Below are 22050 nucleotides of genomic sequence, written 5' to 3' on the forward strand. Positions count from 1 at the left end.
GTCGCATGGCGGCGGCAACCAGATTTGAAAGAAGCCTTTATCATGAGTCCCAAATTCCTCCGCATTGCGGTCGTGCTCGGCCTGTTGTCCGCCATCGGCCCGTTCGCCATCGACATGTATCTGCCCGCACTGCCGTCGATCGGCGCCGATCTGCATGCCGGCACCGCTGCCGTGCAGATGAGCCTGTTGATCTTCTTCCTGTCGATGGGTTTTGGCCAGATCGTCGTCGGGCCGATCTCCGACATGGTCGGCCGCAAGCTGCCGCTCTATGGCGGCCTTGCGCTGTTCATGGTCGGCGGCATCGGTTCGGCAATGGCGCCGACCATCGAATGGCTGATCGCTTTCCGCTTCCTGCAGGGACTTGGAGCCAGCGCCGGCATGGCCGTTCCGCGCGCCATCGTGCGCGACCTGCACACCGGCAACGAGGCCGCCAAGCTGATGTCCTTGCTGATGCTGGTGTTCTCGGTGTCGCCGATCCTGGCGCCGCTGACCGGCAGCGTGATCATCGAGAATTTCGGCTGGCGCGCCGTGTTCTGGACGGTGACGGGCGCTGCCCTGCTGGCCACCGTCCTTCTGGCGACCTCGCTCAAGGAGACGCGGCCGGTGGAAGACCGCGCCGGGTCGTCCTTCGGCACCGCGCTGTTGGCCTATCGCTTGCTGATGGGCGACCGTAACTTCCTCGGCCTGACGGCGATCGCCGGCTTCGGCATTGCGAGCTTCTTCGTCTATCTGTCGAGTTCGTCGTTCATCCTGATCGACCATTACGGCCTGTCGCCTTCGGTCTACAGCGTGTTCTTCTCGATCAATGCGGTCGCGTTTATCGGCATGTCGCAGATGACGGGACTGCTGGCCGAGCGGTTCGGGCTGCGGCGCGTGGTGCGCGTCGCGGTGACCGGCTACGCCACGACGATGGTGGTGCTGTTCGCGGTGATGGCGACCGGCATCAACCGGCTCGACGTGATGGCGGCGCTGCTGTTCGTCGGCTACGGCTTCCTCGGCCTGGTCATCCCGACCACCTCGGTGCTGGCCATGGAAGAGCATGGCGAGATCGCCGGCACGGCTTCGGCGCTGATGGGCACGCTGCATTTCGCCATCGGCGCACTCGCCATGGGTGTCGCCGGCGTGTTCTTCGACGGCACGCCGCTGCCGATGGTGGCCGGCATCACGCTGTGCGCGGTGATTTCCTTCACGCTGGCCAAGGTCACGCTCGGCCGCTCGCGCGAAGCCGTCGAGGCACCAGCGGAATAAGCAACCACCAACACATGAAAAAGGCCGGGTTCGCCCCGGCCTTTTTCATGCCAATCCTGCCTCGGCCAGCACGAAGCGCAACCTCGCCTCCACCGGAACCAGAGGCAGCGGGACCAGTTCATAGCCCAGCTCCGTGTAGACGCCAGCCAGTGCATGATAGGTGCGCTCGGCCTCGTCGAGCGTCTGCTTGCGCTCTTCATCCTGCGCGAAAATCTCCGGCCAGGGCGGGGCGACGAAGACGCGCTGATGATAGCGGAAGCGCTCGGCGGCGGAGCTGACATGCTTGGGAACCGGCAGGCCGCTCAGCCTGAGATAGCCAAGCGTGTCCGGCACGCCGCGATCGAAAAAGACAGGACGCCCGGTCTGTTCGTGCGCCACTTGATACGAGCGCATCTCCCACGACAACATCAGTTCGGCGAACAGCGCGCGATCGTGCCAGGGCAAAGCGGGTCCGCCTATGTCGGACTGGTCGCGGATGATGCCGCGGCCGGCTTCAACGGAGGTGGCAAAGCCTGCCCGGCGCAGGGCTTCGATCAGGGTGGTCTTGCCAGAGCCGGGACCACCGGTCAGCACGAAGAATCGATCGGAATCGTTTTGCATGTTTTGTCCATGGAGATGAGGCACACGGCGGTGCGCCTTCGCGGCCCATAGCCGTTGGAAGGACCGGCCAGCGGGAGCTGCCGTTGTGCGTAGCGCATGTTGAGGAGGGGAGAAGTGGAGGTTTCTGTTGCCAGGTACCTCCGAACCCCGCCTAGAAGTGCGAACCTCTAGGGCTTGATTTGAAGCTATCGCACCGCTTACGCGGCGAGACGTGCTTCCGCATAGTTGTCATTTGCAACTACAGGTTTAGCCCGATGACGGTGGTACCATGCCGGGCAAAAGTACGATCTTTACACCTTCGTCGATCCTATTTCGCCCCCAGCAAAAACCGCTCTGTCATCAACAGCGGCTTTTGGTGGAGGCGCCGGGTACCGCCCCCGGGTCCGAACGGCTTATTTCATCGCCCATTTATCGCCATAGTCGGTCAAGCCGACAAACCGAATATAGGGGGCGATCGCAGGAAATGAAAGGCCGCAATGGCACTTTGTCCCCGTGTCAAAACCGCATCTCCATAGGGTTGACTTGGGCGCGGTCTCAACCGAAGCTTTGCCACGGTGAGGAGTTATCGACCTAGCGCACAAGTTGCAGCAGCGCGCCACAGCCCTCATCGATCGGATCCGTGGCGCCGACGAGGGGAATTTTGATGGCCGACTATCTTGCAGACGTGAAGAAATACGACGCTGGCGCCAGTGCGGATGTGGTCGAAAAGATCGTAAAGCACCTGGGTATCGCGCTCAGGAACCGTGATTCCTCGCTGGTATCCTGCACCGACCCAAAGGAACTCGGGCGTGTCAGGGACAACTGGGTCGCCAAGAAGCTCGGCATCAGCGACGCAGCGAAGGCCGATGCGGTGATCGAAAAGACCTGCAAGGCGATGGCGGCCGATAACACCAAGAGCCGGGTTACCTTCTATTACCTCGTCGCGAAGGACCTGGGCAAGCTCGGCTCCCTCTGACGATCGCGCGCCAATTTGCAGGGCTGGCGCGGTCTAGGCGCCAGCCGGTGATGTTGCTGGGGACTGGCTGGCTTCGGGCAGGGCTCGCGCTGCTTTGTGGTGTTCGATTGCCTGTCCGTCAGCTATGATGGCTGGACAACCGAATCGAGCCGGAACCGATGCGCCAGTATCTCGACCTCCTGCAGCACGTGCTGGACAACGGCGCCGATCGCGGCGACCGCACCGGCACCGGAACGCGCTCCGTCTTCGGCCACCAGATGCGGTTCGACCTGGCGCGCGGCTTTCCAGTCACCACCACCAAGAAGCTGCATCTCAAATCGATCATCCATGAACTTCTGTGGTTCCTGGCCGGCGACACCAACATCAAATACCTGACCGACAACGGCGTTTCGATCTGGGACGAATGGGCCGACGAGAATGGCGATCTCGGCCCGGTCTACGGCAAGCAATGGCGCTCCTGGCCGGATGGCCATGGCGGCTCGATCGACCAGATCGCGAATCTTCTCAAGGAGATACGCAAAAATCCTCAATCGCGGCGGTTGATCGTTTCGGCCTGGAATCCGGCCGAGGTGGAAGCGATGGCGCTGCCGCCCTGCCACTGCCTGTTCCAGTTCTACGTTTCGGAAGGGCGGCTGTCCTGCCAGCTCTACCAGCGTTCCGCCGATATCTTCCTCGGCGTGCCGTTCAACATCGCTTCCTACGCCTTGCTGACGCTGATGGTGGCGCAGGTGACCGGGCTGAAGCCCGGCGATTTCGTCCACACGCTTGGTGACGCACATCTCTACTCGAACCATTTCGAGCAGGCGCGCGAACAGTTGCGGCGCACGCCGAGGGCGCTGCCGACGATGTGGATCAATCCGGAGGTGAAGGACCTGTTCGCCTTCCGCTTCGAGGATTTCCGGCTGGAAAACTACGTCGCCGATGCGTCGATCAAGGCGCCCATCGCCGTCTAAGGTATGTTGATATTCAGGTGATGCCGGCCTGCAAACGCCAGCTTCCTGCGCTTCCGGTGCTCACGTACGCAAGGCGCCGATCGCCGTCTAAGCCGCAAATTTCAGTCGATGCCGACCATGACGTCCGAGGCCTTGACCACGGCATAGGCCTGCTTGCCCTTTTCGAGCTTGAGATCGGCGACGGCCTCGTTGGTGATCGAGGCGGTGACGATGGCGCCGCCGCCGATGTCGATCCTGACATGCGAGGTGGTGGCTCCCTTGACGATCTCGGTGATCGTTCCCTTGAGGATATTGCGGGCGCTGATCTTCATCGGAGTTTCCTTCCGGGGTTTCGTTGCCGGTCTTAACAGAACAATTGGTGTCATACAGACGCTTTCACGGGACGCCGGGCCTTCCCTTGTTATATTCATGCGGATATATCGGTCAGCAGGCTTCGAGCCAATCGGATTTCAAACCAGGGAGAGTTTTCCATGACGCGCAAAGGTTTCGGGTTGAGGGCGATCGCCATTGGCGGTTTTGCGGCGATGGTGATGGCGGCGGTGCCGGCAGCGCACGCGGAAGACAAGGTGGTGGTGTTTGCCGCGGCCAGCCTCAAGGACGCGCTCGACGCGGTGAACAAGGCCTGCGAGGCCGATGTCGGCGAAGCCGCGACCGTTTCCTATGCCGCAAGCTCGGCGCTGGCCAAGCAGATCGAGGGCGGGGCGCCGGCCGACGTCTTCATCTCGGCCGACCTCGACTGGATGAAATATCTCTCCGACAAGAAGCTGACGAAGCCGGACACCGAAGTGAAGCTGCTCGGCAACCAGATCGTGCTGGTGGCGCCGAAGGACTCGGCGGTTGAAACCAGGATCGAGAAGGGCTTCGACCTCGCCAAGCTGATCGGCGACGGCAAGCTCGCCATGGGCGATTTCAAGGCGGTGCCGGCCGGCAAATATGGCAAGGCCGCACTTGAATCGCTCGGCGTCTGGTCCTCGGTCGAGGGCAAGGTGGCGCAGGCCGAGAATGTGCGCGCGGCGCTGAAGCTGGTTTCGACGGGCGAAGCGGCCCTTGGCATCGTCTACGCCACCGACGCGCATGCCGAAAAGGGCGTCAAGGTGGTCGGCACCTTCCCGGAGGATTCGCATCCGCCGATCATCTATCCGGTTGCCCAGACCGCCGATTCGAAGGACAAGGATACGCCGGCTTTCTTGAAATGCCTGCAGTCGGCCAAGGCGGCAGAGCTCTTCAAGGATCAGGGTTTTACCGTGCTCGCGCCAAGCAACTGAGTTCCAAGGGGCTTCATCTCGCATTATGAACTGGCTGCTGGACCTCACTCCCGACGAATGGAATGCGGTCCGGCTGTCCATCAAGGTGGCGACGGTGGCGATGCTCGCCAGCCTGCCGCCGGGCATCTTGATCGCGCTGCTGCTTGCCCGGGGACAGTTCTGGGGCAAGACGCTGCTCAATGGGCTGGTGCATCTGCCGCTGATCCTGCCGCCCGTGGTGACCGGCTATCTGCTGCTGCTCACCTTCGGCCGGCGCGGTCCGGCAGGCGCCTTCCTGGCCGAGCATTTTGGCATTGTTTTCTCCTTCCGCTGGACGGGTGCGGCGCTGGCCTGCGGCGTCATGGGTTTTCCCCTGATGGTGCGCGCGATCCGGCTGTCGATCGAGGCGGTGGACCGCAGGATGGAAGCGGCGGCGGGAACGCTCGGCGCCAATCCGTTGTGGGTGTTCGCCACCATCACGCTGCCGCTGATCCTGCCTGGGCTGATCGCCGGCGCCATCCTGGCCTTCGCCAAGGCGATGGGCGAGTTCGGCGCGACCATCACCTTCGTCTCCAACATTCCCAACGAGACGCAGACATTGCCATCGGCGATCTACACCTTCACGCAGGTGCCGGGCGGCGATGAGGGCGCGCTCCGTCTGACGCTGATTTCCATCGTCATTTCGATGGCCGCATTGGTGGCTTCGGAAGTGCTGGCGCGGCGTGTCGGCCGGCGGATGGATATCGAATGAGTGTTCTCGTCGACATCAGCCATCGGCTGGGCGGTTTCGCCATCGACGCCCGCTTCGAAAGCGCCGGGCGGCTGACGGCGCTGTTCGGCCCATCGGGCTCGGGCAAGACGACGCTGATCAACATGATCGCCGGGCTGATCCGGCCCGACAAGGGACTTATCGAGGTCGACGGCCGCGTGCTGGTTGATACAGCTGCCGGCATTTTCGTACCGAAGCACAAGCGGCGTATCGGCATGGTGTTCCAGGATGCGCGGCTGTTTCCGCATATGAGCGTGGCCAGCAATCTGCGTTACGGCCGCTGGTTCACGCCGCCGGCGGAGCGCTACGCTGACATGGATGCCGTTGTCGACCTGCTCGGCATCGGTGCGCTCATGAACAGGCGGCCGGCAAAGCTCTCGGGCGGCGAGAAACAGCGCGTGGCGATCGGCCGGGCGCTGCTGACCAGCCCCAGGCTCCTGCTGATGGACGAGCCGCTGGCCTCGCTCGACGAGGCACGCAAGGCCGAGATCCTGCCCTATATCGAACGGCTGCGCGACGAGACGAAAATCCCGATCGTCTATGTCAGCCATTCCGTCGCCGAGGTGGCGCGGCTGGCCAGCGACGTGGTGATGCTGGCGCAAGGCCATGTCATCGCCAGCGGACCGACCGAAGCTGTGATGCAAAGGCTCGACCTGTTGCCCGCGGAGGAGCGTGGGGAGGGCGGCGCCGTGCTGTACACGAAGGTGCAGCATCATGACGAGAATTTTGGCATGACCGTGCTCGGATCGGCCGCAGGCGAGATTCGTGTGCCACGCCTGGCGATAAAAACAGGTGCGCCGGTGCGCATCCGTATCCGTGCCCGCGATGTGATGATCGCCACCGAGAAACCGACAGGCCTTAGCGCGCTCAATATCCTGCCTGGCACGATTGTCGTGATCAGCCCGGGCGAAGCGGCGACGGTCGACGTCGGCATCGACTGCAACGGTGCAATCGTGCTGGCCCGCATTACGGAACAGTCGCGGCAGGCGCTGAAACTTCGGCTCGGCGGCAAGGTTTTCGCGGTGGTCAAGACGGTGAGCTTCGACCGGACGAACACCGGCGCCGGACTGCCCGTTGAGGCGGATGGATGAGGGCGCTATGGTTTTTCGGAATAGCGGTGTCGCCGGGGAGATTCTAGTATGGGATCGGACGTGACCGCGGAGGAGCAAAAATGCCGTCGCTGAGCTTGCGGATAAATCTCGATCCCGACGGGCGCATCGGACCGGGCAAGATCGAGCTTTTGGAACAGATAGCCACTTTCGGCTCGATCTCGGCCGCCGCGCGCGGCATGGAGATGTCCTACAAGCATGCCTGGGACCTGGTCGAGGACATGAACCGGGTGTTCGGCAAGCCGCTGGTGGCGGCGCAGACCGGTGGCCGCAAGGGCGGCGGCGCGCAACTGACGGCCGTGGGGCTGGCAGTGGTCAGCCGCTTCCGCGCCATCGAGCGTGCGGCCGCCGCCGCGGCGGCGACGCATATGGAGGCACTGCAGGCGGAGATTGATGCGGGGTGAGCGGAAGGCAGTAGGGCAGAGAAATAACCAGGCATTCGTGTGCCGTCCTCCAGCACGAAACATCCTTCACCTACTGCCCTACTGCCTTACTCCCCTATTGCCTTCCTATTCAGGTTTGCGGAGCAGATACGTGTCCATGATCCAGCCCTTTTTCCGGCGGGCTTCTTCGCGGGCTCTCTCAATCTCGGCGCCGACATCACTGACCCGGCCCGAGATGAGAATCTCGTCCGGCGTGCCGAGATAGGCGCCCCAGTGGATCACGACATCCTTGTCGTCCAGCGTGTTGAAGGCGCATTTGCCGTCGAGCAGGACGACCGCGCTGGCGGCATTGTCCGGCATGCCCTCCTCAGTCAGGCGGCGGCCGGTGGTGATGAGGACGGAATCGCCGATGCGGTTCAGCGCCATCTTGTGGCCGGCGGCAAGCGCCTGGACGGCGGTAATGCCGGGTATCACCTCGAGCTCGAACGCCACATTGCCTCGCAGTCGCACGCGTTCGAGGATGCGCAGCGCGCTGTCGTAGAGTGAAGGATCGCCCCAGATCAGGAAGGCGCCGCAGCCGTCGCCCGCAATCTCGTCGCGGATCAAGCCCTCGTAGATCGCGGCGATCGCCTCATGCCAGTCATCGACGGTCGAGCGATAGGAGGGGGCCGGCCCATCTTCTAATGGCAGGTCGCGCACCGGCACGTCGAATTCGACGCGGCGTGATTTCGGGTTGGTGACGAAGCGGTCGCAGATCTGACGACGCAGCTCGGCAAGATCGTTCTTTTTCTCCCCCTTGTCAGGGATGAACAGCACATCTGCCTGGTTCAGGCCTGATATGGCCTGAACGGTCATGTGGTCGGGATTGCCGGCGCCGATGCCGATGACGAGAAGCTTGCGCATGGAGCGAACTCCTGCCCGATCGGAACCTGTTAGTCCAGACCGTAGTCCAGACCCCTTTGATGTGCCCGCGGATGCGGAAGGGCTTTGAAACGCCACATTGAAACCGCTAGGGTCGCCAGGGCATTCTAGCCGAGGGGGCTTCCATGTTGCGATATGTTCTGACCGCCGCGTTGGCCCTGTCGGCCGCGCCCGCACGCGCCAATGATTCGGTTGCCGAACTTGGCACCGGCGGCCTGATCCTGTCGCGCAGCGACGCCGTGGCGATGCAAAGCGAGGACCTCTTCATCTCACCGGAGAAGGTGACGGTCGATTACGTCTTCCACAACAACACGGACAAGGACGTCGACGCCATCGTTGCCTTCCCGATGCCCGATATATCGGGCAATCCCGAAGAGATCCCGGCGATCCCTGAAAATCAGAGTGACAATTTCCTCGGCTTCGAGGTGACGATCGATGGCGCGCCGGCAAAGCCGCAACTCGAGCAGAAGGCGTTGGCGCTCGGCATCGACGTCAGCGCCGAGCTGAAAGCGCAGAACGTGCCGTTCTATCCATTCGGCGACGCGGCGAAGGCGGCACTGGCGAAGCTGCCGCAGGCGGTTACCGATGACTGGGTCAACCGCGGCATCATCATCGAGGACACCGGCAGCGACGGCACCGAGACGAACAAGGTCTACACGCCGTTCTGGCAATTGCGTTCGACCTATTGGTGGCGTTCGACCTTTCCGGCCAACAAGGACGTCCACGTTTCCCACCGCTACAAGCCGAGCGTCGGCGGCACGTCTTCGGTCAGCTTTTTCTATGACGGCAAGTTCCAGGGGCAGTACGCCACCTACAAGACGCGCTACTGCATGGACGACACGTTCGAGAACGCGGTGCGCAAGGCGGCAAAGGATGGTCCAGACGGCTATCCGCAGTACAACGAAAGCCGCATCGCCTATATCCTGACCACCGGCGGCAATTGGGCGGCAGGCACGATCGGCAAATTCAAGCTGACGGTCGACAAGGGCAATCCGAAAGCCTTGGTCTCGTTCTGCGGCGACAATGTCAAAAAGGTCGGGCCGACGACATTCGAGATGACGGCGGATGATTTCTATCCCGAGCACGACATCGATATCCTGATCCTCGATCCAACGGACGATAATTGATGCACGTCGCAATCTACGTTGCCATTGCCGAGAACGGCGTGATCGGGCGGGACGGCGGGCTGCCCTGGCGGCTCTCCACCGATCTCAAGCGCTTCAAGGCCGACACGATGGGCAAGCCCATCATCATGGGCCGCAAGACCTATGAGGGTATCGGCCGGCCATTGCCGGGCAGGCTGAACATCGTCGTCACCCGCGACAAGGCCTGGCGCGCCGAAGGCGTCGAGGTGGCGCATTCGCTCGAAGCCGCGATCCAGCTGGCGACGGTGCGCGGGCGCTGCATGGTCGGTGTGGACGAGGTCTGCATCATCGGCGGCGGCGAAATCTATGCCCAGGCGCTGCTGCTGGCCGACCGGCTGCACGTCACTCATGTGCTGGCAGCGGTCGATGGCGATGCGCATTTCCCGCCGATCGATCCGGATTCCTGGCGCGTTGTCAGCTCGCAGGACGTTCCGGCCGGGGAAAAGGACAGCCACGCGACGCGCTATTCGGTTTACGAGCGCCGCCGCGAGAGACATTGAACGATAAAAAGGGCATTGAAGGAAGACAAAGGGTCGCGACCGGACCAAATCGGACGAAGTCGGCAACGCATCGCGTTGAAAGCGCCTCGTGGCGTCCCTATAGAAGAACAATACTGGATTTTGCGCCGTAATACCGGCGCTTGAGGGAATTCCAAGCGAAAGGACATTCATGCCCTGGAACGATAAGAGCGGCGGTGGCGGCGGCCCATGGGGCGGCGGCGGCGGCAACAATCAGGGGCCCTGGGGGCAGGGACCAAAGGGACCGAGCGGCCCACAGGGCTCGCCTCCCGATCTCGAAGACATCATCCGTCGCGGCCAGGACCGGCTGCGGCGCGCTCTGCCGGGTGGCGGCGGCGCAAGCCCGGCTATTTTCGCGCTGATCGCGGCGGCACTTGTGGTGCTGTGGGCGTTCAAGGCGGTTTACACCGTGCAGCCCGACGAGGTCGCGGTCGAACTGCGCTTCGGCAAGCCGAAGGCCGAACTGTCGCAGCCCGGCCTGCATTTCCATTGGTGGCCGCTCGAAACCGTCGAGACCGCCAAGATTTCCGAGCAGCTCGTCGATATCGGCGGCGGCGGCGCGACGAGTGGCAACACCTCCGGGCTGATGCTTACCGGCGACCAGAACATCGTCAACGTCCAGTTCTCGGTGGCCTATCAGGTCTCCGATCCGAGCGCGTATCTGTTCGACGTGTCCGATCCCGACGGCATGCTGCGGCAGGTTGCCGAAAGCGCCATGCGTGAAGCCGTCGGCCGCCGGCCGGCGCAGGACATCTTCCGCGACGACCGCCAGGGCATTGCCGCCTCAGTGCGTGAGATCATCCAGACGACGCTGGACGGCTACAAGGCCGGTCTCAACGTCAACGCCGTCTCGATCGAGGATGCGGCACCGCCACGCGAAGTGGCTGATGCGTTCGACGAGGTGCAGCGCGCCGAGCAGGACGAAGACAAGTTCGTCGAGCAGGCCAACCAGTACTCCAACCAGAAGCTCGGCCAGGCACGCGGCGAGGCCGCACAGATCCGCGAAGACGCGGCCGCCTACAAGAACCGGGTCGTGCAGGAAGCCGAGGGTGAGGCGCAGCGCTTTATCTCGGTCTATGACGAATATGCCAAGGCGCCCGACGTGACACGCAAGCGCCTCTACCTCGAAACCATGGAGAAGGTTCTGAAGGATTCCAACAAGGTCATCGTCGAGCAAGGCAACGGGCAGGGTGTTGTGCCCTATCTGCCGCTGCCGGCATTGCAGCCGAAAGCGCCGGCACCAGCCGCTGCTGGTGGCGTGACGGGAGGTACCCAGTGATGGCCAACCGTCTCCCCATCATCGTCGTTGCAGCGGCCGTCATCCTGTTCCTGCTCTATTCGTCGGTCTTCGTGGTCAATGCGCGCCAGCAGGCGCTGGTGCTCAGGTTCGGCGAGATCGTCGAGGTCAAGAGCGAGCCCGGCATCTACTTCAAGGCGCCGTTCTCGTTCTTCGACGCCGATACGGTGCAACTGATCGAGAACCGGGTGCTGCGCTTCGACCTCGACAACATCCGTGTCCAGGTGTCGGGCGGCAAGTTCTATGAGGTCGACGCCTTCATCGCCTATCGTATCTCGGATCCGCGCGTCTTCCGTTCTGCCGTGTCCGGTCAGATCGAACTGGCCGAAGCGCGGCTCAGGACGCGTCTCGACGCTGCCTTGCGTCGCGTCTACGGTCTGCGCGATTTCGAGGCCGCACTCTCCGAACAGCGCGCCGTGATGATGCGCGAAGTGCGCGATCAGCTCAGGCCCGACGCCACGTCGCTCGGCCTGCAGATCGAGGATGTCCGCATCCGTCGCACGGATCTCACGGCCGAGGTCTCGCAGCAGACTTTCGACCGCATGAAGGCGGAACGCCTGGCGGAAGCCGCGCGGTTGAGGGCACGCGGTAATGAAGCGGCGCAGCGCATCACGGCCCGCGCCGATCGCGAAGTGGTCGAGATCGTCGCCGAGGCGCAGAAAGAGTCGGAGATCCTGCGCGGCGAGGGCGAAGCCCAGCGCAGTGCCACCTTCGCGGGAGCGTATCAGCGCGATCCGGCTTTCTTCGATTTCTACCGGTCGATGAATGCTTATGGCACGGCGCTGGACAACACCGGAACGACGATGGTGCTGTCGCCGAACTCGGAGTTCTTCCGCTTCTTCCGCAATCCCGACGGCAGCGAGGCGCCGGCGAAGCCGGTTTCGCCGGCCCCAACCGCTCCGGCGACGGCACCTGCCGCGCCTGCGGCACAGCCAAGCACCGGCCAGTAGCGGCCGGTGCAGGATTTTCTCGCCGCCATGGGCCTCGTCCTTGTGATAGAAGGTCTGGTCTATGGCGGCTTTCCCGGCCTTGCCAGGAAGCTTGCCACCGAAGTGCTGTCGCTGCCCGAGAACGCGTTGCGTATTGCCGGGCTGGCGGCGATCGCCATCGGTGTCGGCATCGTCTGGCTGGTGCGAGGCGGATGACGGCGGCGAGCTTCGGGATACGAGCTTCGATCCCGGGATACGAGCTTCGATCCGGGATACGAGCTTCGATCCCGGGATAATTGATGATTTATCTTCTGCCGATAGTCATAGCCGCAAACGTGCCGTATTTTTTGCCAACATGGCGCGACGCGGCGTTTTCGTCGAAGCGCTTTTCTTTTCAAGAATACCGGGAGGCTTCTCGATGACATCCAATACAATTTTGCGCGCGGCACGGCGGGCGTTCATCGCCGGCGCGGCGGCACTTCTTGTCAGCGCCGTCGCTGTCCCGTCCTTCGTGACACCGACATTTGCCGCGGATGGACCTGCTTCGGTCGCCGACCTGGCGGAAGGCCTGCTCGGCGCGGTGGTCAACATCTCGACCTCGCAAACGGTGAAGGGCACGGAAGGTCCGGGTGCGGTGCCGATGCCGCAGCTGCCCGAGGGCTCGCCCTTCCAGGATTTCTTCGACGATTTCTTCAAGAACCGCGGCGGCGACAAGGATAACGGCGCGCAGAAGGTGCAGTCGCTGGGCTCCGGCTTCGTCATCGATGCCGAGCAAGGCATCGTCGTCACCAACAACCATGTCATCGCCGACGCCGACGACATCGAGGTCAATTTCTCCGACGGCATCACCTTGAAGGCGACGCTGGTCGGCACCGACACCAAGACCGATGTCGCGGTGCTGAAGGTCGATCCGAAGGGCCACAAGCTGACAGCCGTGAAGTTCGGCGATTCCACCAAGATGCGCGTCGGCGACTGGGTGATGGCGATCGGCAATCCGTTCGGCCTCGGCGGCACGGTGACGGTCGGCATCGTCTCGGCCCGCAACCGCGACATCAATTCCGGCCCCTATGACGACTTCATCCAGACCGATGCCGCGATCAACCGTGGCAATTCCGGCGGACCGTTGTTCAACAGTGCGGGCGAGGTCATCGGCATCAACACCGCGATCATTTCGCCTTCCGGCGGCTCGATCGGCATTGGCTTCTCCATTCCCTCGCAGCTCGCCTCGGGCGTCGTCGACCAGTTGCGCCAGTTCGGCGAGACGCGGCGCGGCTGGCTCGGCGTGCGCATCCAGCCGGTGACCGACGACATCGCCGAGAGCCTCGGCATGGCGACCGCCAAGGGCGCGCTGGTTGCCGGCGTCATCAAGGGCGGTCCGGTCGACAATGGCACCATCCAGGCCGGCGACGTCATCATCAAGTTCGACGGCAAGGACATCCATGAAATGCGCGACCTGCCGCGCGTCGTGGCCGAAAGCCCGGTCGGCAAGGCGGTCGATGTGCTGATCGTGCGCAAGGGTGTCGAGCAGACCGTGAAAGTGACGCTCGGCCGCCTCGAGGATGGCGAGAAGCTCGCCAGCGGCGAGGACGGCAGCAACACCGACCAGGACAAGGGTGACAAGGCTCCGGCGGTTTCGACGGCTTCGGTGCTCGGCATGACGGTCGGCGAACTGAACGACGAGACGCGCAAGAAGTTCAGCATTGCGGCCGATGTTTCGGGCGTCGTCATCACCGACGTCACCAAGGACTCCGCCGCCGCAGAGCGCGGCATCCAGCCGGGCGAGGTGATCACCGAGATCGCACAGGAATCGGTCGCCACGCCCAAGGACGTCATGGACCGGATCGGCGCCTTGAAGGAACAGGGGCGCAAGAATGCGCTCTTGATGCTGGCATCGAAGACCGGCGAACTCAGGTTCGTGACGATCCGCATGGACTGAGGTCCGGAAGAGCCGACAACTCCGAAAGAAAAAGGGCGGCTAGCGAGCCGCCCTTTTTCTTGCCTGCCAGTCCTGGCGAGACAGCCTGTAGAGCACATGTCGCTTGAGCGCGGGATGGCTGTCGGGAATGCTGGGGTGGTCGAAGTCGGCGGACGGATCTGCGGTCATGCCGAGGCGTTGCATGACGGCGGTGGAGCGGCGGTTGCTTTCGACGGCGAAGGAGACGATCTCGCCAAGGCCGAGCGTTTCGAAGCCGTAGGCCAGCCAGGCTTCCGACGCTTCGGTGACGTAGCCCTTGCCCCAGAATTCCGGTGCGAGACGCCAGCCGATCTCGATCGTGCCGGCTGACAAGACGTCGATATCTTCCGTCCCGGTTATCCCGACAAAGCCGATGCACTCGCCCGTGGCCGCAATCTCGGCCGCAGCGAAGCCATAGCCGTCCTCATCGATCCACGCGCGGACCTCGTCCATCTTGGCATCCGCGGCGGCGCGGTCGCGGCGGAATGGAAAGAACTCCATAACCTGTTCGTCGGAGTTGATGCGGTGGAACAGGTCGCGGTCGCGATCCTCCCAGTTGCGCAGGATCAGGCGCTCGGTACGCATTGGTTTCATTGCACAAACTCTTCCTGCCTGTAGCCCTGCACATAGAGCAGTGCGGTCAGGTCGCCATGGTCGATGCGGACCTTTGCCTGTGCCGCGACCGTCGGCTTGGCGTGAAGCGCGACACCGGTACCGGCCAGGCGGATCATGTCGAGATCATTGGCGCCGTCGCCGACGGCGATGGCGTCGGCGGGCGTCAGGCCGAGGCGTCCTGAAATTTCGATCAGTGCGTCGGCTTTGGCGGCGCGGCCGAGGATCGGCTCGCCGACCAGGCCGGTGAAGCGACCATCCTGTTCGAGCAGGCGATTGGCGCGGTTCTCCTGGAAGCCGAGCATGGCCGCGATGCGCGTCGTGAAGACCTCGAATCCGCCGGACACGAGTGCCGTCCAGGCGCCATTGGCGCGCATGGTCCGGACCAACGCGCGGCCGCCCGAGGCCAACGTCAGGCGATTGGCGACGATGCGATCAACCACGGCGGCGTCGAGCCCTTTCAGCAACGCCACCCGCTCGCGCAAGGCCGGTTCGAAGGCGATCTCGCCATTCATCGATCGCGCGGTAATCGTCGCAACGCGATCCTTGACGCCGATCTCGTCGGCCAGTTCGTCGATGCATTCCTGGTCGATCATGGTCGAATCCATGTCGGCGATCAGGATTTTCTTGCGGCGGGTTTCGGCCTGCTGGACGATCACGTCGACCGCCTCGGTGGCGAGCGCCGTGCGCAAGGCGGCACTCGTATCGGCAGCGTCGGCAGCCTCAGGCAGGATGAGATCGCACGCAATCCCTTCAGCCAGCCAGACAACAGCGCTTGCGCCGACCAACCGTGACGCCATATTCGCAAGCGACAGCGACAAAGCGCGCTCAGTGGGGCGGGAAACAAGCGTGGCGACAAGCGGCATGGAACATTCCGACGGACAGGCGGGCGAGGGCCGCGTGAAGAACGCGATCCTGATAGCCGGGCCGACCGCCAGCGGCAAGTCGGCGCTGGCGCTCGATCTGGCCGAGCGCAAGGGTGGCGTGATCGTCAACACCGATTCCATGCAGGGCTATTCGGTGCTCGACGTGTTGACCGCCCGGCCGGAGGCAGCCGACCTCGCCCGCGCACCGCATTTCCTCTACGGCCATGTCCACCCGGCCACGGCCTATTCCACCGGCGCCTGGCTGCGCGACGTGATGAAGCTGATCGACGACGGCACGTTCTCGCAACGGCCTGACGGCACGCTCTCCGAACGGCCGGTCATTTTCGTCGGCGGCACCGGGCTCTATTTTCGCGCGCTGGCCGAGGGCATTTCGGAAATGCCCGACATTCCGCAGCGGATCCGAGACCGCTGGCGCTACGAGTTGAAGGAGCAGGGCGCCGTCAAGCTGCACGGCCTGCTGCTGCGCGAGGATTCGGCGACCGCCATGACGCTGAAGCCAACCGACGGCCAGCGCATCGTGCGGGCATTGGAGGTGCTCGACGCGTCGGGCCGTTCGATCCGGGAATGGCAGGCAGAACGCGGCCAGCCGCTCATCGACAGGGGGAGCGCGCGTTTCTTCGTGATCGAGCCGGACCGGGCGGCGCTGGTCGGCCGCATCGAAAAACGCTTCGACCAGATGCTGGACAAGGGCGCGCTGGACGAGGTCAAGCGGCTATCGGCGCTTGGCCTCGATCCCGAATTGCCGGCGATGAAAGCGATCGGTGTGCGCGAACTGCAGGCCGCGATGGCCGGAGAGATTGGCTTTCCCGAGGCGATCGAACGCGCCAAGATCGCGACCAGGCAATATTCCAAACGGCAAACGACCTGGTTCAGGCATCAGCTGGGGCCGGAATGGCTGAGATTGCGTCCTGGTGATGATCTGGAAACCACGATCGGATCGTTTGTTTCCATTGCAACCTGAAAAGTTTACCTGCAAGGAAAGGTTCTCGTTGCGGTTGTCCAAGTTAACCCTCCGTAAGCCCGCCCATGCCATAAGGTCAGTGGGCACTTTTCCAACGGGGAGCAGATGCGTTTCCACAAGGCGGAATCAGCATTTTTCGTCTTTATTTTCGTGATCCTGGCCGCGGGCCTGGTGACGCTGCATGCCTATGGGCTTCTGCAATCCTTCGCCAACGAGTTGCATACGGCTTCGGGTCTGGACAAGGTCATCTATCTCAACAAGCTTTTGTTCGCGACCGGCGTGCTCTTGGCAACGGCGCTGTTCTTCGGCATTTTCTTCATCTACCCGCTGATCCGCAAACAGGCGACGGAAGAAGGCAAGCTGCGCGCCATGACGGTTTCGCTCAGCGCGCGCTCGGAGACGCTCGAGCATGCCGCCCTGACCGACGGCCTGACCGGCATGCAGAACCGGCGCTATTTCGATGATGCGCTGAAGGAGTATCTCGAGGAGTTCAGGCGCATCGAAAAGCCTGTCGGGCTGATGATCCTCGATCTCGACCATTTCAAGCAGGTCAACGACACCCACGGCCATGACGTCGGCGACGAGGTGCTCAAGGCCGTCGCGAACTGTCTCAAGGACATGACACGCTACCACGACGTGGTGGCGCGATTGGGAGGCGAGGAGTTCGCCGTGGTCACGCCCAACATGGACGCCGAGCTTCTGGGCAAGTTTGCCGAGCGCATCCGCAAGGCGATCGCCAACATGTCGGTGCTGTCCGGCAATGTCCGCCTCAAGATCACCACCAGCGTCGGGCTTGCCGTCTGGGACCGCAAGGAAACGGCGGAAGAGTTCTATCGCCGCGCCGATCGCCAGCTCTACGAGGCGAAGAGGCAAGGCCGCAACCGCGTCTGCGCCTGAAATCCCGAAGAAGAATTCATGAGGCCGGTCGCCTGACGCGGCTTTCTCGACTTCCGGTGCTCACGGACTGAATGTCCGCTCCGCTCCGGCTTCTCGAAAACCACGCCATTCGACTCGGCCTGATGAATTCCCTTTCGGGATTTACCCGAGCTTTTCGAACGAAGCAGAGCCAACCGAAGTATGGCGCGGATTCTCGGGATTGTCGGCAGATGGACTTAGCGCAAACTCAATCGTTTTGCGGGCGCAGGCCGAAGGTTGCGGGCTTGAGACCGTAGCGCATGTCGAAATCGTCGTCCGATGGCGTGCGCGCGGCTGGCGGCTTGCGGTAGTCGGGATCGCCCGCCTGGCGGCCTGAATCGACGACTTCCGCGAAGGCCATCGACTGTTGCGTTGGTTTCGGCACGTTGCGCAGCCGTTCGACGATCGCCACCAGATCGACATCGTCGCCTGACTTCGACGAGGCGGCCTCTTCGCGCTTGGCCGTGCCGGGAAGCAGGTGGCTCGGCAGTTTTTCGAACTTCAGCCGCATGGTCGTCGCCACGCCTTCGCCGAAGGCGATGGCTTCGCGCTGGCCCATGGAAGACAGGAAGGCAAGCGACGAGGCCGAAGAGTCGGCAATCGCCGAGCGGATGATCGCCTGGTCCTGCTCATTGGCGAGCCGCATGGCGAAGAAGGTCGAGCATTGCGACAGAATGGTCGGGTCGAGTTCTCCGGGGCGCTGGGTGACGACGCCGAGATAGCAGCCATATTTGCGGCCTTCCTTGGCGATGCGCGAAAGCGCATGCCTGGTCGGTGCGAAGCCGAGACGCGGATCGGCCGGCATATAGCGGTGCGCTTCTTCGCACAAAAACAGAAGCTGCAGCTTGCCTTCGCTCCACAGAGCGAGGTCGAAGGCCAGGCGCGCCAGCACCGAACAGACGGAATTGACCACTTCGGACGGCATGCCGGCCATCTCGAAGCAGGTCACCGGGCGGCCATGATGCGGCACGCGGAAGATGTTGCCGATCGTCTCGTGGATGGTGTCCTCGATTAGGCGCGAGTTGAACATGAAGCGGTAGCGTGGGTCGGCGGCTGCCGATTCGATGCGCGTCTTCAGCGATCTGAGCGTCGGGCGATCGGTCTTGCTTTCGAGCATGCCCATGCGCTCGTCGATCTGCTTGAGGAGGTCGGCGATGCGGTAAGGCACCGGCGTATCGGCGGTCAGCGCGTCGCTGCCGCGCCGCAGATAGGTGCCGGAATTCGGATTGCGGTAAAGGTTCTTGGCGGCCGGAATGAGGTCGCGCAAGGCATCGATTTCTTCGGGCTCGGTCTCGCGGCCCCGGAACAACACCTCGGCGAATTCCTCCAGCGTGAACATCCAGAACGGAAGATCCAGGGTTTTTGAATCGACCCTGACGCAGTATTCGGGCAGCGACGCCGCGAACTCGTTGTGCGGGTCGAGGATCAGGATGCGCAGGTCGGGCCGCGCCGCGATCGACTTGCGCAGCAGCAGCGAGACGGCAGTGGATTTGCCGACGCCGGTGGTGCCGACAATGGCGAAGTGACGCGCCAGCGTATCGTCGATGGCGATGTTGGCGGCGATCGTCTCGTCCTGCGCGAGCGTGCCGATGGTGATCGAATGACGGCCGGCGAGATCATAGACCGCCTGCAGGTCGCGGGTGCGGATACGGTGCGCAACGGCGCCGATATGCGGATAGGTTGTGATGCCGCGGTCGAAGACCGGTCTGGCGCCGGGCTCTGCACCGTCACGCACTTCACCGACCAGTTCGATGCTGACCTCGATCGCGTTCTGGCCCTCATTGCTCCAGGCGCGATCCGACTTGCCGATTGCGTAGACCAGGCCGACGGTTCGCGTGGATCCAAGATTGATGGAAATCATCTTACCGACGGTCCACAGGCCGGTCACCGCGCCATCGCCGTCGTCCGCATAGGCGCTGATGGTGGCGCGCGCTCCGTCGCATTGCACGACGTTGCCCAGAATGCGCCTGTCGTTCTGCTCGGCGTGGCGGCGTTCCTGCGATGTCGGTTCTCCAACGGAGGCTTCGCGTTCGACATACATGGACAGGCCAATCCCCATTTCCCCTGGAGCATCGATCCTACAGGAATGGGGTTAAGGCCCGATGAGGTCGGATGGTGTAGAGAGGATTAAGGAGCCCGCGAAAATTGTCGCGAGGCGGCTCTTTTCCCACGTCGATATTTCATTATAATGGACATATGGATGGTATAGCGAACGATATTTCTTCAACGATCGGCCGAAGGATACACGCCGAAAGGGTCATGCGGGACTGGTCCCTGGCCGAACTGGCGGAGCGTTCCGGGGTCTCGAAGGCGATGCTGAGCACGATCGAGCGCGGCAAGACCAGCCCGACGGCGGCTCTTCTGGTGCGCATCGCGTCGGCCTTCGGCATGACGCTGTCAACCTTGATCGCGCGCGCGGAGTTGCAGGGTGGCGGGCTGCTGCGCGAGGCCGACCAGCCGGAGTGGCGCGATCCCGATACCGGCTATGTCAGACGGCACCTTTCGCCGGCTTCCGACATGCCGCTCGAGCTGATCAAGGTGCAGCTGCCGGCGGGCGCCAAAGTCAGCTTCCCGGCCGCCTCCTATGCCTTCATCAAGCAGCAGATATGGCTGATTTCCGGGCGGCTCGAATTCGTCGAAGGCGAAGTGGTGCACAGGCTCGAGCCAGGCGATTGCCTGGCGCTTGGGGCGCCGTCGGACTGTACCTTCCATGCCCTGGAGTCCGGCGCCGACTATCTCGTCGCGCTGGTCAGGGGCTGACATCATGGCGAGAAGACCAAAGCGCTCCCACAATGGGGGGCCGCCTCTCGATGAGTACAAGGGGCCGCCATGGGGCAAGGGTGACCCCTACATCTTCCTTGCCTGGCAGGCCGCCCATGCCAAGGCGTGGAAGGCGCCGAGCCGCGAGGTCATGCTGCTGCGCATGGACAGAGCCGAGCGGCTGGGCCTGACCTATGAGGAGTACACGCTCGAGATTCTCGAGCGCGGGCGGCATCTCAGGGAAGAAGACACCGAACGCATCAGCGCCATCAAGGCGGCGCGAAAGCGCCGCCGCGTGCGCCATCTGGATTGATGGAATGGCGCCTGCATCTATCGCAAATCACAGGACATCATGCGCATGAACTCGATCGAGATCGCAACACTGACCCCGGCTGTTGAGACGCAGGACATGCTGGCCGAATTGCTGGTCGCAACCGTGGCGGCCGGCGGATCTGTCAGCTTCATGCATCCGTTGGCGCCGCTGGCGGCAAAGGCATTCTGGGAGAAATCGCTGGCCGCGGCGGAAAGAGGGGAGAGGACGGTGCTTGGCGCCTGGGACGGCAATGTCCTGGTCGGCACCGTGACCTTGCTGCTCGACTTCCCGCCCAACCAGCCGCACCGGGCTGAGATCGCCAAGCTGATGACATCAGTCGACCACCGGGGCAGGGGTGTGGGAACGCGCCTGATGCGGGCCGCCGAGAGCCTCGCGGTGGAGAAGGGGCGCACGCTGCTGGTTCTGGATACGGCAACCGAGGAGGGCGCTTCCGGCCTCTATGAGCGGTTGGGCTTCATGCTGGCCGGCGAAATACCGGACTATGCCCTGAAGCCTCATGGGGGGCTGACCGGCACGCTCATCTACTGGAAGCGGATCGGGCCAATCTCGTAACCAATCATGCCAGCGCCGAACCGGAGAGGCGCGACAGCAGCCACTGGCGAAAGTCCTGCTCGGCTCCGGTCAGGCGCGCGGTCGACGCCTTGGTCAGAAAATGTCCCGATGTGCTCACGAGTTCGAAGTCGGAAAGCCTGACCAGCGTCTTGCTGTCGAGCGCCGCATCGACCAGCGGCCGCGAGCCCAAGAGCACGCCGGCGCCGGCCTTGGCCGCTTCCATGGCGGCGACGAAGCTATCGAAGCGGTGCGATCGTCTGGGGTGGCCGGCCAGTCCGGCGGCGGCGAACCATTCCGCCCACATCTCGCGCGCGCCGGCAACCAGAAGCAGCGGCAGTGAGGTCCAGTCCCCGTCACCGGCCAAGCCCGGCGCCGCCACCGGCACGAGCCGCTCGGTGGTCAGCCTGTCGGCTTCGCGGCCGGGGAAGGATCCGTTGCCAAAACGGATGTCGAGCACGGAGCCCGGCAAGTCGTAGTCAGCGGGGCGATGGATCGTCACCAGATCGAGCTGGACGCGCGGCAGCGCCTTAGCCAGATCAGGCATCGCCGGAACCAGCATCAGCAAGGCAAAGGAAATCGGCGCCCGGATGGTCACGGTCTGGACGGCGCGTGGCTCGAAAAGTTCCGCGGTGCTGTTGCCGATGGTGGCGAAAGCCGACTGGATGTGAGGCAGGTAGGCCGCCCCCTCTGGCGACAGTGCGACGCCGCGCGCCAGCCGCGAAAACAGACGTGTCTTCAGCCGCTCCTCGAGAAACCGGATGTGCTGGCTGACGGCTGCCTGGGTGAGGCCAAGCTCGGCTGCCGCCGCGGTGAAATTCGACAGCCGCGCCGCGGCCTCGAAACTGCGCAGCCAGTCAAGCGGCGGCAAGGGTGGGATCGTTCTAGCCATTATAGATTTACGGTCATTGGCCAAAAAATGATAATTGGAGTTATGCCTGTCGCGCGCTCAACATGCAATCGAAACCTGCGGATCGGACCGCAGGCGTAGCGGACAGGAACGGATC

At 63.3% G+C, this 22050-nt stretch carries 25 protein-coding genes and 1 other RNA gene; 18 read left to right on the forward strand and 8 right to left on the reverse strand.

Features of this window, described 5'->3' with window-relative positions; translation table 11 throughout:
• Positions 1 to 42 precede the first annotated feature (42 nt).
• Positions 43 to 1248, forward strand: a complete 1206-nt coding sequence (locus HB777_08375; protein ID QND63919.1) for a multidrug effflux MFS transporter — start codon at positions 43 to 45, stop codon at positions 1246 to 1248.
• Positions 1249 to 1293: 45 nt separating this feature from the next.
• Here the strand turns inward: HB777_08375 and HB777_08380 are convergent, their stop codons facing one another.
• Positions 1294 to 1848, reverse strand: coding sequence for an AAA family ATPase (locus HB777_08380; GenBank protein ID QND63920.1), 555 nt, complete (start codon positions 1846 to 1848; stop codon positions 1294 to 1296).
• Positions 1849 to 1961: 113 nt separating this feature from the next.
• Positions 1962 to 2321: a transfer-messenger RNA gene (ssrA, locus tag HB777_08385) on the reverse strand.
• A 170-nt stretch (positions 2322 to 2491) separates the two neighbouring features.
• On the opposite strand from ssrA, the gene HB777_08390 reads away from it, so the two are divergent.
• Together HB777_08390 and HB777_08395 are read left to right on the forward strand one after the other, a co-directional pair.
• Positions 2492 to 2803: a DUF2853 family protein gene (locus HB777_08390; GenBank protein ID QND63921.1), complete on the forward strand. Its 312-nt coding sequence runs from the start codon at positions 2492 to 2494 to the stop codon at positions 2801 to 2803.
• A gap of 158 nt (positions 2804 to 2961) precedes the next feature.
• Positions 2962 to 3756 carry a thymidylate synthase gene (locus HB777_08395; protein ID QND63922.1) on the forward strand — a complete coding sequence of 265 codons (795 nt, stop codon included), beginning with the start codon at positions 2962 to 2964 and terminating at the stop codon, positions 3754 to 3756.
• Positions 3757 to 3857: 101 nt separating this feature from the next.
• On the opposite strand, the gene HB777_08400 is transcribed toward HB777_08395, so the two are convergent.
• Positions 3858 to 4067, reverse strand: a complete 210-nt coding sequence (locus tag HB777_08400) for a TOBE domain-containing protein (GenBank protein ID QND63923.1) — start codon at positions 4065 to 4067, stop codon at positions 3858 to 3860.
• A gap of 159 nt (positions 4068 to 4226) precedes the next feature.
• Here HB777_08400 and modA point away from each other — a divergent pair, with 159 nt between their 5' ends.
• From modA to HB777_08420, 4 genes are all read left to right on the forward strand, one after another.
• On the forward strand, positions 4227 to 5021 hold the full coding sequence (gene modA, locus HB777_08405; GenBank protein ID QND63924.1) for a molybdate ABC transporter substrate-binding protein: 795 nt from the start codon (positions 4227 to 4229) through the stop codon (positions 5019 to 5021).
• A gap of 25 nt (positions 5022 to 5046) precedes the next feature.
• Positions 5047 to 5751 (forward strand): molybdate ABC transporter permease subunit, encoded by a 705-nt coding sequence (gene modB / locus HB777_08410; protein ID QND63925.1) that lies wholly within the window; start codon positions 5047 to 5049, stop codon positions 5749 to 5751.
• Positions 5748 to 6860, forward strand: a complete 1113-nt coding sequence (gene modC, locus HB777_08415; GenBank protein ID QND63926.1) for a molybdenum ABC transporter ATP-binding protein — start codon at positions 5748 to 5750, stop codon at positions 6858 to 6860. Before modB ends, modC begins: the two co-directional genes overlap by 4 nt.
• An 80-nt stretch (positions 6861 to 6940) precedes the next feature.
• The gene (locus HB777_08420; protein QND63927.1) at positions 6941 to 7282 is read left to right on the forward strand and encodes a LysR family transcriptional regulator; all 342 of its coding nucleotides are present in this window, start codon (positions 6941 to 6943) and stop codon (positions 7280 to 7282) included.
• 105 nt (positions 7283 to 7387) lie between these two features.
• Here the strand turns inward: HB777_08420 and HB777_08425 are convergent, their stop codons facing one another.
• Positions 7388 to 8164 carry a precorrin-6A synthase (deacetylating) gene (locus HB777_08425; protein ID QND63928.1) on the reverse strand — a complete coding sequence of 259 codons (777 nt, stop codon included), beginning with the start codon at positions 8162 to 8164 and terminating at the stop codon, positions 7388 to 7390.
• Between the two features lie 143 nt (positions 8165 to 8307).
• Here HB777_08425 and HB777_08430 point away from each other — a divergent pair, with 143 nt between their 5' ends.
• From HB777_08430 to HB777_08455, 6 genes are all read left to right on the forward strand, one after another.
• Complete coding sequence (locus tag HB777_08430) at positions 8308 to 9309, forward strand: DUF4424 domain-containing protein (protein QND63929.1); 1002 nt, start codon at positions 8308 to 8310, stop codon at positions 9307 to 9309.
• Positions 9309 to 9827 carry a dihydrofolate reductase gene (locus HB777_08435; GenBank protein ID QND63930.1) on the forward strand — a complete coding sequence of 173 codons (519 nt, stop codon included), beginning with the start codon at positions 9309 to 9311 and terminating at the stop codon, positions 9825 to 9827. The genes HB777_08430 and HB777_08435 overlap by 1 nt, the downstream gene beginning before the upstream one ends.
• Before the next feature lie 169 nt (positions 9828 to 9996).
• Complete coding sequence (hflK, locus tag HB777_08440) at positions 9997 to 11124, forward strand: FtsH protease activity modulator HflK (GenBank protein QND63931.1); 1128 nt, start codon at positions 9997 to 9999, stop codon at positions 11122 to 11124.
• Entirely contained in the window at positions 11124 to 12092 is a 969-nt protein-coding gene (locus HB777_08445; protein QND63932.1) for a protease modulator HflC, read from the forward strand. The genes hflK and HB777_08445 overlap by 1 nt, the downstream gene beginning before the upstream one ends.
• A 6-nt stretch (positions 12093 to 12098) precedes the next feature.
• Positions 12099 to 12287: a DUF2065 domain-containing protein gene (locus tag HB777_08450; protein QND63933.1), complete on the forward strand. Its 189-nt coding sequence runs from the start codon at positions 12099 to 12101 to the stop codon at positions 12285 to 12287.
• A gap of 202 nt (positions 12288 to 12489) precedes the next feature.
• On the forward strand, positions 12490 to 14007 hold the full coding sequence (locus HB777_08455; protein QND63934.1) for a DegQ family serine endoprotease: 1518 nt from the start codon (positions 12490 to 12492) through the stop codon (positions 14005 to 14007).
• A 39-nt stretch (positions 14008 to 14046) separates the two neighbouring features.
• Here the strand turns inward: HB777_08455 and HB777_08460 are convergent, their stop codons facing one another.
• On the reverse strand, positions 14047 to 14619 hold the full coding sequence (locus HB777_08460) for a GNAT family N-acetyltransferase (protein ID QND63935.1): 573 nt from the start codon (positions 14617 to 14619) through the stop codon (positions 14047 to 14049).
• The gene (gene serB, locus HB777_08465; protein QND68710.1) at positions 14616 to 15437 is read right to left on the reverse strand and encodes a phosphoserine phosphatase SerB; all 822 of its coding nucleotides are present in this window, start codon (positions 15435 to 15437) and stop codon (positions 14616 to 14618) included. Before serB ends, HB777_08460 begins: the two co-directional genes overlap by 4 nt.
• A 64-nt stretch (positions 15438 to 15501) precedes the next feature.
• Here serB and miaA point away from each other — a divergent pair, with 64 nt between their 5' ends.
• On the forward strand, positions 15502 to 16485 hold the full coding sequence (miaA, locus tag HB777_08470; GenBank protein QND63936.1) for a tRNA (adenosine(37)-N6)-dimethylallyltransferase MiaA: 984 nt from the start codon (positions 15502 to 15504) through the stop codon (positions 16483 to 16485).
• A 105-nt stretch (positions 16486 to 16590) separates the two neighbouring features.
• Entirely contained in the window at positions 16591 to 17382 is a 792-nt protein-coding gene (locus HB777_08475) for a GGDEF domain-containing protein (protein ID QND63937.1), read from the forward strand.
• Positions 17383 to 17608: 226 nt separating this feature from the next.
• Here HB777_08475 and HB777_08480 read toward each other — a convergent pair whose 3' ends face one another.
• Positions 17609 to 19441, reverse strand: coding sequence for an ATP-binding protein (locus HB777_08480; protein ID QND63938.1), 1833 nt, complete (start codon positions 19439 to 19441; stop codon positions 17609 to 17611).
• Between the two features lie 155 nt (positions 19442 to 19596).
• Here HB777_08480 and HB777_08485 point away from each other — a divergent pair, with 155 nt between their 5' ends.
• From HB777_08485 to HB777_08495, 3 genes are read left to right on the forward strand one after another with little or no spacing between them, the layout of a single operon-like run.
• Positions 19597 to 20160 (forward strand): helix-turn-helix transcriptional regulator, encoded by a 564-nt coding sequence (locus HB777_08485; GenBank protein QND63939.1) that lies wholly within the window; start codon positions 19597 to 19599, stop codon positions 20158 to 20160.
• 4 nt (positions 20161 to 20164) lie between these two features.
• Positions 20165 to 20473, forward strand: a complete 309-nt coding sequence (locus HB777_08490) for a hypothetical protein (protein QND63940.1) — start codon at positions 20165 to 20167, stop codon at positions 20471 to 20473.
• Between the two features lie 45 nt (positions 20474 to 20518).
• Positions 20519 to 21046, forward strand: a complete 528-nt coding sequence (locus tag HB777_08495) for a GNAT family N-acetyltransferase (protein ID QND63941.1) — start codon at positions 20519 to 20521, stop codon at positions 21044 to 21046.
• Positions 21047 to 21050: 4 nt separating this feature from the next.
• On the opposite strand, the gene HB777_08500 is transcribed toward HB777_08495, so the two are convergent.
• Complete coding sequence (locus HB777_08500; GenBank protein ID QND63942.1) at positions 21051 to 21935, reverse strand: LysR family transcriptional regulator; 885 nt, start codon at positions 21933 to 21935, stop codon at positions 21051 to 21053.
• Positions 21936 to 22050: the final 115 nt, after the last annotated feature.

Origin of the sequence: Mesorhizobium loti, assembly GCA_014189435.1 — a bacterium.
Lineage (GTDB): Bacteria > Pseudomonadota > Alphaproteobacteria > Rhizobiales > Rhizobiaceae > Mesorhizobium > Mesorhizobium loti_G.

What these genes read in the sequence shown, in the direction of transcription:
- HB777_08375 (QND63919.1), top strand. Translation starts at nt 43, where the DNA reads ATGAGTCCCAAATTCCTCCGCATTGCGGTCGTGCTCGGCCTGTTGTCC.
- HB777_08380 (QND63920.1), bottom strand. Translation starts at nt 1,848, where the DNA reads ATGCAAAACGATTCCGATCGATTCTTCGTGCTGACCGGTGGTCCCGGC.
- HB777_08390 (QND63921.1), top strand. Translation starts at nt 2,492, where the DNA reads ATGGCCGACTATCTTGCAGACGTGAAGAAATACGACGCTGGCGCCAGT.
- HB777_08395 (QND63922.1), top strand. Translation starts at nt 2,962, where the DNA reads ATGCGCCAGTATCTCGACCTCCTGCAGCACGTGCTGGACAACGGCGCC.
- HB777_08400 (QND63923.1), bottom strand. Translation starts at nt 4,067, where the DNA reads ATGAAGATCAGCGCCCGCAATATCCTCAAGGGAACGATCACCGAGATC.
- modA (QND63924.1), top strand. Translation starts at nt 4,227, where the DNA reads ATGACGCGCAAAGGTTTCGGGTTGAGGGCGATCGCCATTGGCGGTTTT.
- modB (QND63925.1), top strand. Translation starts at nt 5,047, where the DNA reads ATGAACTGGCTGCTGGACCTCACTCCCGACGAATGGAATGCGGTCCGG.
- modC (QND63926.1), top strand. Translation starts at nt 5,748, where the DNA reads ATGAGTGTTCTCGTCGACATCAGCCATCGGCTGGGCGGTTTCGCCATC.
- HB777_08420 (QND63927.1), top strand. Translation starts at nt 6,941, where the DNA reads ATGCCGTCGCTGAGCTTGCGGATAAATCTCGATCCCGACGGGCGCATC.
- HB777_08425 (QND63928.1), bottom strand. Translation starts at nt 8,164, where the DNA reads ATGCGCAAGCTTCTCGTCATCGGCATCGGCGCCGGCAATCCCGACCAC.
- HB777_08430 (QND63929.1), top strand. Translation starts at nt 8,308, where the DNA reads ATGTTGCGATATGTTCTGACCGCCGCGTTGGCCCTGTCGGCCGCGCCC.
- HB777_08435 (QND63930.1), top strand. Translation starts at nt 9,309, where the DNA reads ATGCACGTCGCAATCTACGTTGCCATTGCCGAGAACGGCGTGATCGGG.
- hflK (QND63931.1), top strand. Translation starts at nt 9,997, where the DNA reads ATGCCCTGGAACGATAAGAGCGGCGGTGGCGGCGGCCCATGGGGCGGC.
- HB777_08445 (QND63932.1), top strand. Translation starts at nt 11,124, where the DNA reads ATGGCCAACCGTCTCCCCATCATCGTCGTTGCAGCGGCCGTCATCCTG.
- HB777_08455 (QND63934.1), top strand. Translation starts at nt 12,490, where the DNA reads ATGACATCCAATACAATTTTGCGCGCGGCACGGCGGGCGTTCATCGCC.
- HB777_08460 (QND63935.1), bottom strand. Translation starts at nt 14,619, where the DNA reads ATGAAACCAATGCGTACCGAGCGCCTGATCCTGCGCAACTGGGAGGAT.
- serB (QND68710.1), bottom strand. Translation starts at nt 15,437, where the DNA reads ATGGCGTCACGGTTGGTCGGCGCAAGCGCTGTTGTCTGGCTGGCTGAA.
- miaA (QND63936.1), top strand. Translation starts at nt 15,502, where the DNA reads ATGGAACATTCCGACGGACAGGCGGGCGAGGGCCGCGTGAAGAACGCG.
- HB777_08475 (QND63937.1), top strand. Translation starts at nt 16,591, where the DNA reads ATGCGTTTCCACAAGGCGGAATCAGCATTTTTCGTCTTTATTTTCGTG.
- HB777_08480 (QND63938.1), bottom strand. Translation starts at nt 19,441, where the DNA reads ATGTATGTCGAACGCGAAGCCTCCGTTGGAGAACCGACATCGCAGGAA.
- HB777_08485 (QND63939.1), top strand. Translation starts at nt 19,597, where the DNA reads ATGGATGGTATAGCGAACGATATTTCTTCAACGATCGGCCGAAGGATA.
- HB777_08490 (QND63940.1), top strand. Translation starts at nt 20,165, where the DNA reads ATGGCGAGAAGACCAAAGCGCTCCCACAATGGGGGGCCGCCTCTCGAT.
- HB777_08495 (QND63941.1), top strand. Translation starts at nt 20,519, where the DNA reads ATGAACTCGATCGAGATCGCAACACTGACCCCGGCTGTTGAGACGCAG.
- HB777_08500 (QND63942.1), bottom strand. Translation starts at nt 21,935, where the DNA reads ATGGCTAGAACGATCCCACCCTTGCCGCCGCTTGACTGGCTGCGCAGT.